Annotated in this window: 14 protein-coding genes and 5 tRNA genes; 3 read left to right on the plus strand and 16 right to left on the minus strand. The window is 41.4% G+C overall.

Features of this window, described 5'->3' with window-relative positions:
• Positions 1-11: 11 nt before the first annotated feature.
• The 16 genes from rplK to OWEHO_RS07335 all read right to left on the minus strand — a co-directional run bounded on the left by rplK (position 12) and on the right by OWEHO_RS07335 (position 9067).
• Complete coding sequence (rplK, locus tag OWEHO_RS07265) at positions 12-449, minus strand: 50S ribosomal protein L11 (RefSeq protein WP_014201826.1); 438 nt, start codon at positions 447-449, stop codon at positions 12-14.
• A gap of 90 nt (positions 450-539) precedes the next feature.
• A complete protein-coding gene (gene nusG, locus OWEHO_RS07270; RefSeq protein ID WP_014201827.1) occupies positions 540-1091 on the minus strand; it encodes a transcription termination/antitermination protein NusG in 552 nt (183 codons plus the stop codon).
• Between the two features lie 23 nt (positions 1092-1114).
• Entirely contained in the window at positions 1115-1306 is a 192-nt protein-coding gene (gene secE, locus OWEHO_RS07275) for a preprotein translocase subunit SecE (protein WP_014201828.1), read from the minus strand.
• Positions 1307-1321: 15 nt separating this feature from the next.
• Positions 1322-1394 (minus strand) — tRNA-Trp (locus OWEHO_RS07280).
• 71 nt (positions 1395-1465) lie between these two features.
• Positions 1466-2653 carry an elongation factor Tu gene (gene tuf, locus OWEHO_RS07285; RefSeq protein WP_014201829.1) on the minus strand — a complete coding sequence of 396 codons (1188 nt, stop codon included), beginning with the start codon at positions 2651-2653 and terminating at the stop codon, positions 1466-1468.
• A 66-nt stretch (positions 2654-2719) separates the two neighbouring features.
• A tRNA-Thr gene (locus OWEHO_RS07290) sits at positions 2720-2791 on the minus strand.
• 131 nt (positions 2792-2922) lie between these two features.
• Positions 2923-2996, minus strand: a tRNA-Gly gene (locus OWEHO_RS07295).
• Between the two features lie 87 nt (positions 2997-3083).
• A tRNA-Tyr gene (locus tag OWEHO_RS07300) sits at positions 3084-3165 on the minus strand.
• A gap of 38 nt (positions 3166-3203) precedes the next feature.
• A tRNA-Thr gene (locus OWEHO_RS07305) sits at positions 3204-3277 on the minus strand.
• A 94-nt stretch (positions 3278-3371) separates the two neighbouring features.
• Positions 3372-3677, minus strand: a complete 306-nt coding sequence (hpf, locus tag OWEHO_RS07310) for a ribosome hibernation-promoting factor, HPF/YfiA family (protein WP_014201830.1) — start codon at positions 3675-3677, stop codon at positions 3372-3374.
• A 6-nt stretch (positions 3678-3683) separates the two neighbouring features.
• The gene (locus tag OWEHO_RS07315) at positions 3684-4583 is read right to left on the minus strand and encodes a tyrosine recombinase XerC (RefSeq protein WP_014201831.1); all 900 of its coding nucleotides are present in this window, start codon (positions 4581-4583) and stop codon (positions 3684-3686) included.
• Positions 4584-4659: 76 nt separating this feature from the next.
• Positions 4660-4851: a 30S ribosomal protein S21 gene (gene rpsU / locus OWEHO_RS07320; RefSeq protein ID WP_014201832.1), complete on the minus strand. Its 192-nt coding sequence runs from the start codon at positions 4849-4851 to the stop codon at positions 4660-4662.
• A gap of 75 nt (positions 4852-4926) precedes the next feature.
• On the minus strand, positions 4927-6099 hold the full coding sequence (locus OWEHO_RS07325; protein WP_014201833.1) for an acyl-CoA dehydrogenase: 1173 nt from the start codon (positions 6097-6099) through the stop codon (positions 4927-4929).
• A 27-nt stretch (positions 6100-6126) separates the two neighbouring features.
• The gene (locus OWEHO_RS07330) at positions 6127-7224 is read right to left on the minus strand and encodes a ComEA family DNA-binding protein (RefSeq protein ID WP_014201834.1); all 1098 of its coding nucleotides are present in this window, start codon (positions 7222-7224) and stop codon (positions 6127-6129) included.
• Positions 7225-7226: 2 nt separating this feature from the next.
• Positions 7227-7373, minus strand: a complete 147-nt coding sequence (locus OWEHO_RS18485; RefSeq protein ID WP_014201835.1) for a hypothetical protein — start codon at positions 7371-7373, stop codon at positions 7227-7229.
• Positions 7370-9067, minus strand: a complete 1698-nt coding sequence (locus OWEHO_RS07335) for a sodium-dependent transporter (RefSeq protein ID WP_014201836.1) — start codon at positions 9065-9067, stop codon at positions 7370-7372. The genes OWEHO_RS18485 and OWEHO_RS07335 overlap by 4 nt, the downstream gene beginning before the upstream one ends.
• Before the next feature lie 149 nt (positions 9068-9216).
• Between OWEHO_RS07335 and OWEHO_RS07340 the strand changes: the two genes are divergently transcribed.
• From OWEHO_RS07340 to OWEHO_RS07350, 3 genes are all read left to right on the plus strand, one after another.
• Positions 9217-11022 carry an amino acid carrier protein gene (locus tag OWEHO_RS07340; RefSeq protein WP_041628046.1) on the plus strand — a complete coding sequence of 602 codons (1806 nt, stop codon included), beginning with the start codon at positions 9217-9219 and terminating at the stop codon, positions 11020-11022.
• Positions 11023-11135: 113 nt separating this feature from the next.
• Positions 11136-12911, plus strand: coding sequence for an ABC transporter ATP-binding protein (locus OWEHO_RS07345; RefSeq protein ID WP_014201839.1), 1776 nt, complete (start codon positions 11136-11138; stop codon positions 12909-12911).
• Positions 12912-13008: 97 nt separating this feature from the next.
• On the plus strand, positions 13009-13338 hold the full coding sequence (locus tag OWEHO_RS07350; RefSeq protein ID WP_014201840.1) for an FtsB family cell division protein: 330 nt from the start codon (positions 13009-13011) through the stop codon (positions 13336-13338).
• Positions 13339-13344 lie beyond the last annotated feature (6 nt).

The following is a 13344-nucleotide window of genomic DNA, read 5'->3' on the forward strand; positions in this document are numbered from 1 at the left end:
AATCTTTATGATTAAAATGGTTTTTGTCCAGTAACATTCAATCCCATGCTACGAGCAGTACCCGCAACCATCATCATTGCTGACTCAGGAGTAAATGCATTGAGATCCGCCATCTTGTCCTCGGCAATTGCTTTCACCTGTTCCCAGGTTACTTTTCCTACTTTCTGAAGGTTACTCTGTGGAGAACCTTTTTTGATTTTGGCCGCCTCCATTAGCTGTACAGCTGCTGGTGGGGTTTTGATTACAAAGTCAAAAGATTTATCAGCGTATACGGTGATAACTGCCGGTAGTACCTTTCCTTGCTTATCTTGAGTACGAGCATTAAACTGCTTGCAAAACTCCATGATATTAACACCCTTAGCACCCAATGCAGGTCCTACTGGTGGAGCTGGATTAGCAGCACCGCCTCTTACCTGAAGCTTAATTAAAGCGCTTACTTCTTTAGCCATTTTGTTATTTTTCTATTAAAAAAGTCTAAACTATTTGCCGGCTGTGGAAGCAAGACCGGACTTTTATATAGCTCACATACTATTCGTTAATTACGCCTCCTTCTCAACTTGCATATAGCTAAGTTCCAAAGGAGTTTTTCGACCGAAGATTTTCACCATTACCTCAAGCTTACGCTTCTCTTCATTTATCTTCTCGATCGAACCGTTGAATCCATTAAATGGACCATCGATAACTTTTACAGTTTCTCCAACCATAAAAGGAATATTTATCTTCTCATCTACTTCAGTAAGCTCATCTACCTTACCAAGCATTCTATTTACTTCAGATTGACGAAGTGGAACAGGATCTCCACCTTTTACTTCACCAAGAAAGCCAATTACACCCTGCACTCCTTTTATAGTGTGCACCATCTCACCAATAAGATTGGCTTCGATCATTATATAACCAGGAAAGTAATTTCTTTCCTTACTTACTTTCTTGCCGTTGCGTATTTGATATACCTTTTCAGTAGGTACTAATATCTGACCATAGTAATCGCTCAATCCCTGGAATTCGATTTCATCCTCGATGTAGCCTTTTATCTTATTTTCCTGTCCGGAAATAGCTCTAACTACATACCATTTTTTCCCGCTGTCGCTCATACTTAATTTTGTGCCAGTGTTGTTTAGAACAAATTATAGAATCCTTCTAATGCAGTACTGATAACTTTATCCATTGCAAAAATTATCAACGCAATAATTATCGATGCAACAGCTACTAACACTGCTGACTTTTGCAATTCTGACCAGGTAGGCCAAGAAGTTTTGTGCACTAACTCCTCGTACGACTCCTGGAAATAAGTTTTTACTTTACTCATTCTTTTTGTCCTTAGCACGGGTGGTAAGAATCGAACTCACGACCTTCGGTTTTGGAGACCACTGCTCTACCAGCTGAGCTACACCCGTATTTAGGCAGAAAGGTATCCCGACAAATCGGGACACCTTTTCTTACCTATTTATTATATAAGACCTAAGTCTTAGTCAGTAATTTCAGTTACCTGACCAGCACCAACAGTTCTACCACCTTCGCGGATAGCGAAACGTAGTCCTTTGTTGATTGCTACTGGAGAGATAAGTTCTACGTTAATAGAAACGTTATCACCAGGCATTACCATTTCAGTTCCTTCTGGAAGATAAATCTCACCAGTTACATCAGTTGTACGTAGGTAAAACTGAGGACGGTACTTATTATGGAATGGAGTGTGACGTCCACCTTCTTCTTTCTTAAGGATATAAACCTCAGCTTTAAATTTGCTGTGAGGAGTAATTGAACCTGGCTTACAGATTACCATACCTCTCTTGATTTGAGTTTTCTCAATACCTCTAAGAAGGATACCAACGTTATCACCTGCTTCACCGCGATCAAGGATCTTACGGAACATCTCAACACCAGTGATAGTAGAAGTAAGCTTCTCATCACCCATACCGATAATTTCTACAGGATCTCCAGTGTTAGCAACACCAGTTTCGATACGACCAGTAGCTACAGTACCACGACCAGTTATAGAGAATACATCTTCGATAGGCATCAAGAATGGCTTCTCGTTATCGCGCTCTGGCTCTTCGATCCACTCATCAACTTTAGCCATCAAGTCCATTACAGTATCAACCCACTTTTGCTCACCGTTAAGTGCACCAAGAGCTGAACCTGCAATTACAGGAGACTCATCACCATCATATTCGTAGAAAGAAAGCAATTCTCTGATTTCCATCTCAACTAGCTCAAGAAGCTCTTCATCATCTACCATATCCACTTTGTTCATGAATACAACGATACGAGGAATACCTACCTGACGACCAAGAAGGATGTGCTCACGAGTTTGTGGCATAGGACCATCAGTAGCAGCAACTACCAAGATAGCTCCGTCCATTTGAGCAGCTCCAGTAACCATGTTCTTTACGTAATCCGCGTGACCTGGGCAGTCAACGTGAGCGTAGTGACGGTTAGCAGTTTGATACTCTACGTGAGAAGTATTAATAGTGATACCCCTTTCTTTTTCTTCAGGAGCGTTGTCGATAGAGTCGAACGAACGAAGTTCAGAAAGACCAGCGTTAGCTAGTACGGTGGTAATAGCCGCTGTCAAAGTGGTCTTACCGTGGTCAACGTGTCCGATGGTACCGATGTTCAAGTGGGGCTTATCCCTTTTGAATGTTTCTTTTGCCATGGTTAAAAAACTTAATTATATTATAATCTATTAATAAAAGCGAGACCACCGTGGTCTTTCACTTAGAGCCAATGAGGGGAATTGAACCCCTGACCTCTTCCTTACCAAGGAAACGCTCTACCCCTGAGCTACATCGGCTTTTTTCATCACAAAAGATTATTAATCTACCTACAAACTTCCTACTAAAAGAAGTTTCGATAAATCAATAACCAATTATTTTAAACCTTACAAAGAGAACCCGGAAAAACCGGATTCTCTTCTTTAAGTTGAGCGGGAAACGGGATTCGAACCCGCGACCCTCAGCTTGGAAGGCTGATGCTCTAGCCAGCTGAGCTACTCCCGCTGGTACACTTGATTAAAATTTAAAAGCTTATTATTGAAAAAGAATTTTCAACTTTTAGCTTCTCACTAAAACCAAGTCTGGCTTAAGTGGGGAGAGCAGGATTCGAACCTGCGAAGGTAAAACCAACAGATTTACAGTCTGTCCTCGTTGGCCGCTTGAGTATCTCCCCGAAAAAAATTTCCCACCAAAAATGATGGGAAATTAAAGAGCCGATGGAGGGATTCGAACCCCCGACCAGCTGATTACAAATCAGCTGCTCTGGCCAACTGAGCTACATCGGCATTGACTCCAATAAAAACAAGAGCAGCCCGCTTTTTTAAACGGACTGCAAATGTAAAACAATTTTGAATTGCTGCAAGCGATCTGAAAAAAAAATTACGATGCTATCGCATTTACTTTTTCCTTGTGCTTTCTAAGCTGCCTGCGAAGAGCGTCCGCACCTAGCTGAGCCGCCTCCTCAAAGGACTTACATTGCTTTTTCACAACTAGCTCATGCCCAGGAATATTGAGCTTAATTTCTGAGATTTTATTTTGCTTTCCGGGGTTGTTATCTACTTTCAAAAACACCTCCCCATCAATTACTCGATCATGAAACTGATCTAGCTTATTTAATTTTTCTTGAATGAAATTTATTAATTTTTGATCGGCTGTGAAGTTTACGGACTGAACTCTTACTTTCATACTTCTTTAGTTTTTATCATCGCCCCTCGGGTGGGCTTGGTTATACAAATTCTTCAATTGATCTATACTATTGTGCGTATACACCTGTGTGGCTGACAAGCTGGAATGCCCGAGTAATTCCTTAATTGAATTCAAGTCAGCCCCCCGATTTAACATGTGTGTAGCAAAAGAATGGCGCAACACATGAGGACTCTTCTTTTCCAAATCGGAGACTAAACCAAGGTATGTATTAATGGTATTATAAACAAGCTTCGGATATAGCTTATTTCCTCTTTTAGATAGAAACAAATTATCTGGATCACACCCCTCTTCTTGAGACTCCCTCACCGCAAGATAAGCCCCCAACTCTTCCTTTAACTTAGAGGTCAACGGAACACTTCTTTCCTTATTTCTTTTCCCAATCACCGTAAGTTTTGATTGCGAAAAATCAACATCCTCAACTTTTATATTGATGAGTTCGCTTAAACGAATTCCTGTATGATAAAAAGTGGTGATTATAGCGCGTTGAGTCAGCCCCCAGTAATCATCAGGGAAAAGATCATTATTAAGAAGATCTGACATATCATCTTCAGACGCTACGCGTAAAAGTTTTTTCTTTTGCTTGGGAGCAACCACACGAAGCGCGGGATTAGCCTCAACCTCTCCTTCACGCAATAAATATTTATAAAAGCTCTTTACAGCCGAAAGCTTGCGATTTACGCTTCGTGGAGAAACATCAGCCTCCATTAAGGAAACTACCCATTCACGAATCATGTGATGTGAAACCTCATCCCACCCCTCTTCTATTTCATAAGACTGAAGCAGGAAGTCATGAAAGCTACCCAGGTCATTTTTATAAGCTGTAATAGTATGCGCTGAATAGCGCTTATGGTTTTGGAGATAATCCAAAAAGAGAGTTATAGACATAAAAAAAGCAAGGAGATGTAAATCTACAAATCCTTGCTTTAAATATGAATATTGTTAACCTAAAAGTACGAGAAATCTATTCTTCGTCCTGACGTTTGGTTTGAATATAAGCGGCTTTCAAAACCTCTTTCCTTCTTACTACAGAAGGCTTATTGAATTGCTGACGTCCACGCAATTGACGCATGGTACCAGTGCGGTCGAATTTTCTTTTGTAGCGCTTAAGTGCGCGTTCAATTGATTCTCCTTCTTTTACAGAAACTACAAGCATTGTTAAAACTTCTTAATTTTTAGGGCTGCAAATGTATGCGTAATAATTTAATTACCAATACAAGTGCGCCTTTATTTATTTCATAATATTATTAGAGATCACCAATTTCTGGATCTCTGAGGTTCCCTCACCAATGGTACAAAGCTTTACATCACGGTAAAACTTCTCTACTGGAAAGTCTTTTGTGAAACCATAACCTCCAAAAATCTGTACAGCCTCATTACAAACTCTTACCGCTACTTCTGAAGCATAAAGCTTTGCCATCGCTCCTTCTGTGGTGATTTTCATGCCTTTATTTTTCATATCGGCAGCCTTTAAGGTTAGTAGTTCTGCAGCCTCTAGCTCAGTGGCCATATCCGCCAATTTAAAAGCGATTGCTTGAAACTGACTAATTGGCTTTCCAAACTGCTCACGCTCCTTAGAGTATTTAGTAGCTGCATCCAAAGCTCCAAAACCAGTTCCTAAAGAAAGTGATGCGATAGAAATTCTACCACCATCCAAAACTTTCATAGCCTGGATAAAACCATCACCTTCTTCACCAATAAGGTTCTCGGCAGGAATACGGCAATTGTCAAAAATCATCTCAGCAGTTTCTGAAGCACGCATGCCCAGCTTGTTTTCTTTTTTACCACCAGAAAAACCAGGAGTACCTCTTTCTACTATAAACGCAGAAATACCGTGACTATCCAAGAGCTCACCAGTACGAGCTAGCACCACTGCAACATCTCCGGTAATACCGTGAGTAATCCAGTTTTTAGCACCATTTAGCACCCAGTGATCGCCATCTTTTTTAGCAGTCACCTTCATACGCATGGCATCACTACCTGTATTGGCTTCGGTCAATCCCCAAGCACCAATCCATTCAGCAGTAGCTAATTTTGGCAAATATTTTTTCTTCTGTTCTTCGTTTCCAAACTGAAGAATATGGCCGGTACAAAGTGAATTATGAGCCGCCATTGACAATCCAATAGATGGATCGACTCTACTCAATTCAGTAATTGCGGTAACATACTCTGTGTAAGTAAGCCCGGCACCACCGTACTCTTCTGGCACCAAAACACCCATCAAGCCAAGTTCACCTAGCTTTTGAAAAACTTCTTTGGGAAAAGTCTGGGCTTCGTCCCACTCCATAATATTAGGGGTGATATGCTGTGCGCAAAAATCTTTTACAGTCTCTGCGATCATCTTTTGCGTTTCGGTCATACCGAAAGAAATTCCGCCTTCCATCGTATCTGCTGTTAATTCCATTATCAAATTTTTAATATTTCCCTCCCATTACTGAGAGGGTGAGGGGTTTAGATAGTTTGCAATTTTACTGAATATTGCGTCATCAATCAACTCAATGTGCTTTAACTCTTCGTTAGTCTTGAATGGGCGCACCTTCTCACGGAAGTTCACAATGTTCTTAACCTGCTCATAGCTAAGGTATGGGTGATTCACTAGCTCCTTAAAAGTGGCCTTATTTATATCTAATCTTTTTATTAGTGACTCATCCACATTTACATAAGGAGCAACTTTTTCAAATCTCTCCGCATCCATGCCATACACTTCCAGCAATTGCTCTTTGGTATAAAATCCTCCCAGCTTATTTCGATACTCCAAAATACGCTTTGAAAATGCCGGACCAATTCCCTTAAGGGAAAGTAGCTGTAGCGAATCAGCAGAATTGATTTCTACTTTCACCATTTCTGTAGGAGTGCTTTCCTCCTCCATCTCATCAATTACCACAAAAGGCAGCAGCTCTTTTACAAAAGCGGAATCAAAACCGTAAACTTTAAAAAGCTCTTCTTTAGTTTTAAAAGGATGCACCTTTTCCCGAAAGGTAATAATGCGCTTGGCCTGCCACTCCTTTATATTATACGATTCCAACTCGGCTTGTGAAACGGAATTGATCTTGAACGGTTTTAGGTTTAGCTTCTTTTCCTTTTTGGTAAAAGATTCTATCCGCTCCGCCCCTTCAATATCCACATACGGAGCCAACTGACTGTACCAAGTCGAATCCATACCATATATATTAAGAAGGTCTTCTTTTTTATAAAACTGCCCGCCTTTATTTCTGTACTTAATAATTCGTTCTGCTAAAAAGGGACGTAAACCCAGCGCTTCAAATTCCTCACGATCTGCTATGTTGGGGTCAAAATCAAAAAGTGCAACTTCATTGGTTGATGAGTAATTTTCTACCGAATCCTTTTCTCGCTCCCAATTTTTAACCACCGCGGCAAAGCGCGCTGTATCTTCTTCAGGAAGTGGCTCAACAAAAATGTCACTGAAATAAAGGAATAGCTGAATACCCAAGGCTACAGCTATCAAAATCAAAAGTCCGTTGCGTTGCTTTTTATTGTAATTGAATATTTCTTTAAGCCCCTTCCACATATCTATGGCCTTGGTTCGTCATCATTTTCATCATACGAATCCGGCTCGGGCTTGGGTGGTGTGCTTAGTACTTTTTTGAAAAAATATATAGTAAAACCAACTACCACGAGTTGAGTACTGACCATCAAAATTATCGCGCTGGTATTCATATTGTTTCGGTTTTAAGATTCTTTTGACGTTTGAGATAAGCGATGTACACCAAGATACTAATTCCTAAAAAGAGAGAAACGAGCAAGCCCCGAGCGGCATTGACATAATTTATTTTTTGAGTCAATCTTGCGATTTCTTCAGGGTTGGATGCTGCAGCCATGGTTTCTTTCAGACCTGTGTTTTGAAGCATCAAAATGATAGAGTTATTATCCAATTGCCAGCCGTTGCCCGAAAACAATCCACTAAAAGCTGAAGCCCAATCTCCGCCTTGCGGCAAAAAGAGCGAGCCAAAAAATACGGCCATCAATAATAAAGGAGTAACGTACATCATTACATATTTAAAGAATACTGGCACTTTCATATCTGACCCAGAAAGCAACTCTGCCCAGCCTCGTTTCATTCCAAATATCCATGCAAAGAGCACTGCTTCCGCTGTAGCGAAAACCACCAACGACATGGTGCCTGCCCAGTAATCATATTCATTAAAGAAAATTTGGTCCACCACCCCATTGGTCGCTACTTGATAAATTAAAACCGTGGGTAGGCCAAACATTAATATGATAAGGCCAAAAGACCACGCGGCACTTTTTCTGCTAAAGCTAAATTCATCCTGCATGAAGCCCATCCATGGTGTACCCATAGCTAAGGAAGATGTGATTCCTGCAAAGAATAAAAGTCCAAACCAGAAGACACCTGCGAGATTACTAATGACGCTTCCCCATTGGTCAAACAAATAAGGCATGGTTTGAAACGCCATTCCAAAGCCTGCATTTTCCTTTACCCAATCAATGCCCAAATAACCAGCCGCGATAGGAATTACAATAAGGCTACCGAGAACCACTTCCACAAATTCGTTCATAAAACCAGCCGATACTGCGTTGAGCGCAATATCATCCTTAGACTTTATATAGGAAGCATAACAATGCACCGTACCCATTCCTACTGAAAGCGTAAAAAACATTTGGCCCGCAGCCGCCAACCATACCGTAGGGTTGGAAAGTGAGTCAAACTGTGGTGTCCACAAAAAGTTAAGACCGTCCCACGCATTGGAATCAGGGTGCATGGCCGAAGCTCCATCCGTGCCAAGGGTCAATCCGCGAAAAGCGAGAAAAGCACCAAAAATAAGCAACATGGGCACACCTATTTTGGCGGCACGCTCCACTCCTTTTAGTCCTCTTGATAATATATAGGTATTCAGCGCCAAGCAGATCACATAAAAAACCACCGCTTCATAAGGTATGCCAGTGGTAGATTTACCAATAGTAAGATAGGTGTTGAAGAAATCGGCTACGGCTCCCTGCTCCATTCCCGTAAAGGTGCCACTAATGGAATGAAAAACGTAGGACATTGTCCATGACTCGATGTAACAATAATAGGAAGCAACGGCTATGTTGGTGAAAATACCGAACACGCCAAAGTATTTCCAAAAACGGGCTTTACCCATGGTATCCAATATAAATGGAGTACTGTGATTTCCTCCTTTGCCGCCAAAGCGCCCCATGCTCCACTCTATCCAAAGGATTGGGATTCCCATTAAAACAAAGCAAACTAAATATGGAATAATGAAGGCGCCACCTCCATTTTGAACAGCTTGAACAGGAAATCGAAGAAAGTTTCCAAGTCCTACGGCATTTCCGGCCATTGCCAAAATCAGCCCTATCCTGGAACCCCAGGCTTCTTTATTTGTACTCATCAGCGGTATATAAGGTCTTTAGTTAAAAAGTAAACCGCATTAAATATATAAATATAAGCACCTCCAAAATAGCTTGTTGACATCTTAAATTTGCCATAGCGGTATATTTTTAAGAACATTGCAAACTTTCAAAAACCAAAATGCACAAAATGCGTAAAGCAATACCGCTGTTATCATTTCTATTTCTTAGCCTATTAAATCTTCAAGCGCAAAACCCTCCCCTTGTTATTGAAGACCTCAAAATCGACAACGTAAGCAATCAAATCAATGATGCTACTGCCGAAATTGATGTAAAAGGCGGAACACCTCCTTATAGATATTATTGGTCAAAAACCAGTACTGACACCAATGCCAGCAAAAGCAATGGCTTGACAGAAGGCATTTCGCATTCAGTTACCGTACGCGATGCTGTCGGCACAGAACTAAGCCGTGAATTTGAAGTTGAGTCAGAATCTGTTGCCGAAACTTTTAATGGAACATTCAAACCAATAGTGGATGTGTTTGCATCGGTAATTTTTTGGGACCCATTCTATGCAATGGGGATGTATGATAATAAAGTGTACACTGACGATGGTCAAGTTGTAAAAAATCCAAATGGAACTGTACGCACCAATCAAATTCCATTTATTGTAATCTGGTTGATTTTTGGCGCACTGTTTTTCACCATCCGAATGGGCTTTATCAACTTTTGGGGATGGCGCCACTCCATTGCCTTGGTTCGAGGAAAATTTGACGAAGATGATGCACCGGGTGAAGTAACTCACTTTCAAGCTTTGGCTACAGCCGTAAGTGCTACCGTAGGACTTGGAAATATTGCGGGTGTTGCCGTAGCAATTTCTGTAGGTGGCCCTGGAGCTACTTTTTGGCTGGTTCTTGCCGGATTACTCGGTATGGCTTCCAAATTTACAGAGTGTACACTTGGAGTAAAATACCGTGACATTGGCGCTGACGGTGTAGTAGAAGGTGGCCCAATGCGCTACTTACGTAAAGGACTTGCAGCTAGAAACATGGGCGGACTTGGTAAAGTATTGGCCGTAGTTTTTGCAATTCTTGCTATCGGTGCCAGCTTTGGTGGTGGTAATATGTTTCAGGCCAATCAGGCGTATGAGCAGCTTTCCAGCCAATTTCCAATGCTACAAGGTATGGGTCCATACTTCGGTGTTTTCTTAGCTGTTTTGGTGGGAGTTGTTATCCTTGGTGGAATTCAAAGTATTGCTAAGGTTACTGAAAAAATTGTTCCTTTTATGGCTGGTCTTTACGTGTTAGCAGCTTTAATTATTGTTTTCAAAAACATTGGAAATGTAGGTCATGCCTTCACCCTTATTATTGATGGCGCTTTTGCTCCATCTGCCATGCTTGGTGGATTTATCGGAGTTTTGGTTCAAGGGTTTAGAAGAGCGGCATTCTCTAACGAAGCTGGTGTAGGTTCTGCCGCCATCGCTCACTCTGCCGCAAAAACCAAGCATCCTGTAAGCGAAGGTTTCGTTGCACTTTTAGAACCATTTATCGATACTGTAGTAGTTTGTACTCTTACCGCTTTGGTTTTAATTTTTACCGGCTTCTACCAGGATGACGGTATGGGTGGCGCACAATTGACATCACAAGCTTTTGGTAGCGTTATCAGTTGGTTCCCCTACGTGCTTGTGTTGGCTATTTTCCTTTTTGCCTTCTCTACCATGATTAGCTGGAGCTATTACGGTTTGCGTGCATGGACTTTCCTATTCGGACGTAGCAAGGTTACCGAAATCGTATACAAATTGATTTTCCTTGTATTTATCGTAATTGGTTCATCTGTAAGTTTAGGAGCCGTACTCGACTTTTCAGATATGATGATACTCGCCATGGCTTTGCCTAACATTATCGGTCTACTGCTCCTTAGCGGAGAAGTTCGCTCCGACCTGAAATCCTACTGGAAAAAGTTTAAAAACGGAGAAATCCTGGAAACGAAGAAATAAATGAAAGCCCTGTGAGAACAGGGCTTTTTTGATTTTACTCAAGCTTCTTTTAACTATTCAACTCATATCATTGGGCATAGTTCATACTTTTGCACCCCATTTGGAAGACCGCAATGAAGACAGAAGAAAAGAAAGCTCGCATGAGCAAAGACACTCTTAAGAAGTCACTTAAGCTCTATAAATACATAAAACCTTACCGCGGTGAATTTGCTGTTGGATTAGTATTCCTTTTGCTTTCGAGTTTGGCCAACCTGGCTTTCCCAAAGTACTTGGGTGAGCTTGTAGATGCTACCAATAGCGATAGCATCGTTGAAAACATCCAGCAGATTTCCCTTATACTTATCGGGATTCTAATTATTCAGGCCATTGTGTCTTTCTTTCGCGTAGTCCTGTTTGTAAACGTTACCGAAAAAACTTTGGCCTCTTTGCGCCAAGCTACCTATACACACCTTATAAAGTTGCCCATCACCTTTTTCAATCAAAAGCGTGTAGGTGAATTGAACAGCCGCATTTCTTCTGACATTTCACTTTTACAGGAAACCTTCACTACCACTTTGGCGGAATTCATTCGTCAATTGGTGATAATTTTTGGAGGTATTGCCATCTTGCTTTACACCTCTCCACAGCTTACACTTTTCATGCTAGCCGTAGTTCCGGTAGTCGTGGTATTGGCCATTTTCTTCGGTCGTTTTATCCGTAAGTTTTCTAAAATGGCGCAGCAGCAAGTAGCGGAATCCAATACGATTGTGGAGGAAACTTTGCAGGGAATTTTTAATGTGAAGGCTTTCGCCAATGAGTTTTTAGAAATAGCCAGATACCGCACCAAGACTAAAGAAGTAGCCCAAACTGGAATGAAAGGCGGCAAGTATCGCGGGGCTTTCAGTTCATTTATAATATTAGGAATGTTTGGTGCTATCGTTGCCGTAATCTGGCAAGGTGTGAATCTTATCGCTCAAGGCGAATTACAAACCGGAGAGCTTTTCAGCTTTGTGATTTACTCAGGGTTTATTGGAGCTTCTATTGGTGGGTTTGCCAATGTGTATGCTAGCATCCAAAAAGCACTTGGAGCTACCGAAGAGCTGATGGAAATTTTGGAAGAGCCTACCGAAGATCTTCAGGAAGAAGAAACAAAGTCGGAGTTGCAAAACTTTTCCGGTAAGGTTACTTTCAAAAACTTGTCTTTCACCTACCCCAATAGGAAAGACATTCCTGTATTAAAGGAAATCAACTTTAAAGCTTTACCCGGTCAGCAAATTGCTTTGGTAGGACCGAGTGGAGCCGGAAAGTCTACCATGGTATCTTTGATTCTACGTTTTTACAACCCTACTTCTGGTCATTTACTTTTTGATGATAAGGATGCCACTGAATATGGACTGAGCGAACTGCGTAACCAAATGGCGGTCGTACCTCAGGACGTTTTCCTTTTTGGCGGAAGCATACGCGAAAACATTGCTTATGGTAAGCCCGATGCCTCGGAAGAAGAAATTATAGAAGCGGCCAAAAAAGCCAATGCCTGGGAATTTATTCAAGACTTCCCCGAGAAGTTAGACACCTTGGTTGGCGAACGTGGCGTTCAGCTTTCAGGAGGTCAGCGCCAGCGCGTGGCCATTGCCCGTGCGGTTCTCAAAAATCCAAAGATTCTTATTTTGGATGAAGCTACCTCAGCACTAGATTCAGAATCAGAAAGATTAGTGCAAGATGCGCTTGACAAACTTATGATTGGCCGTACATCTATTGTGATTGCTCACCGCCTCGCCACCGTACGTCAGGCAGATGCCATAGTAGTTCTTGAAAAAGGCCAGGTAAAAGAAATTGGAACGCACGAGGAATTGCTCAATATCGAAGAGGGAATTTATCGTAATCTCAGCCAGCTTCAGTTTACCACCTGATACTCACCATCAATAGTTAAAAACTTGGTTCACATGTATACGATGTGCACTGTATCGCTGTTTATATTTGAAAAAGTTGAAACAGGCAATTGCCCCTATGAAAAAGCTCCGCGCCAAAATTGATAAAATAAAACAGACCCGATGGTTTGCTATCGCCAGCAACAAGTTTGTACTGGCCACAGTTGGTTTTATCATTTGGATGCTCTTTCTGGATGTCAACTCCTATTTAATTCACCATGAACTAAATGTGGAAATTGATGAACTGGAGCAAAGTATTGAGTACTACGAAGCCGAAATAAGCCGTGATAAAAAGCAACTTGAAGAACTTACTTCCGACCCCGAAAAGCTTGAAAAATTTGCCCGCGAGCAATACTGGATGAAAAAGAAAGGTGAAGAGATTTACTTAGTAGAAGAAGTGGAGGAGTAATTCGGA

The sequence above is a fragment of the Owenweeksia hongkongensis DSM 17368 genome, assembly GCF_000236705.1.
GTDB classification, from domain to species: Bacteria; Bacteroidota; Bacteroidia; order Flavobacteriales; family Schleiferiaceae; genus Owenweeksia; species Owenweeksia hongkongensis.

Bases quoted from the DNA above. Each gene is read 5' to 3' on its own strand.
- rplK (WP_014201826.1), bottom strand. From the start codon at position 449: ATGGCTAAAGAAGTAAGCGCTTTAATTAAGCTTCAGGTAAGAGGCGGT.
- nusG (WP_014201827.1), bottom strand. From the start codon at position 1,091: ATGAGCGACAGCGGGAAAAAATGGTATGTAGTTAGAGCTATTTCCGGA.
- secE (WP_014201828.1), bottom strand. From the start codon at position 1,306: ATGAGTAAAGTAAAAACTTATTTCCAGGAGTCGTACGAGGAGTTAGTG.
- tuf (WP_014201829.1), bottom strand. From the start codon at position 2,653: ATGGCAAAAGAAACATTCAAAAGGGATAAGCCCCACTTGAACATCGGT.
- hpf (WP_014201830.1), bottom strand. From the start codon at position 3,677: ATGAAAGTAAGAGTTCAGTCCGTAAACTTCACAGCCGATCAAAAATTA.
- OWEHO_RS07315 (WP_014201831.1), bottom strand. From the start codon at position 4,583: ATGTCTATAACTCTCTTTTTGGATTATCTCCAAAACCATAAGCGCTAT.
- rpsU (WP_014201832.1), bottom strand. From the start codon at position 4,851: ATGCTTGTAGTTTCTGTAAAAGAAGGAGAATCAATTGAACGCGCACTT.
- OWEHO_RS07325 (WP_014201833.1), bottom strand. From the start codon at position 6,099: ATGGAATTAACAGCAGATACGATGGAAGGCGGAATTTCTTTCGGTATG.
- OWEHO_RS07330 (WP_014201834.1), bottom strand. From the start codon at position 7,224: ATGTGGAAGGGGCTTAAAGAAATATTCAATTACAATAAAAAGCAACGC.
- OWEHO_RS18485 (WP_014201835.1), bottom strand. From the start codon at position 7,373: ATGAATACCAGCGCGATAATTTTGATGGTCAGTACTCAACTCGTGGTA.
- OWEHO_RS07335 (WP_014201836.1), bottom strand. From the start codon at position 9,067: ATGAGTACAAATAAAGAAGCCTGGGGTTCCAGGATAGGGCTGATTTTG.
- OWEHO_RS07340 (WP_041628046.1), top strand. From the start codon at position 9,217: ATGCGTAAAGCAATACCGCTGTTATCATTTCTATTTCTTAGCCTATTA.
- OWEHO_RS07345 (WP_014201839.1), top strand. From the start codon at position 11,136: ATGAAGACAGAAGAAAAGAAAGCTCGCATGAGCAAAGACACTCTTAAG.
- OWEHO_RS07350 (WP_014201840.1), top strand. From the start codon at position 13,009: ATGAAAAAGCTCCGCGCCAAAATTGATAAAATAAAACAGACCCGATGG.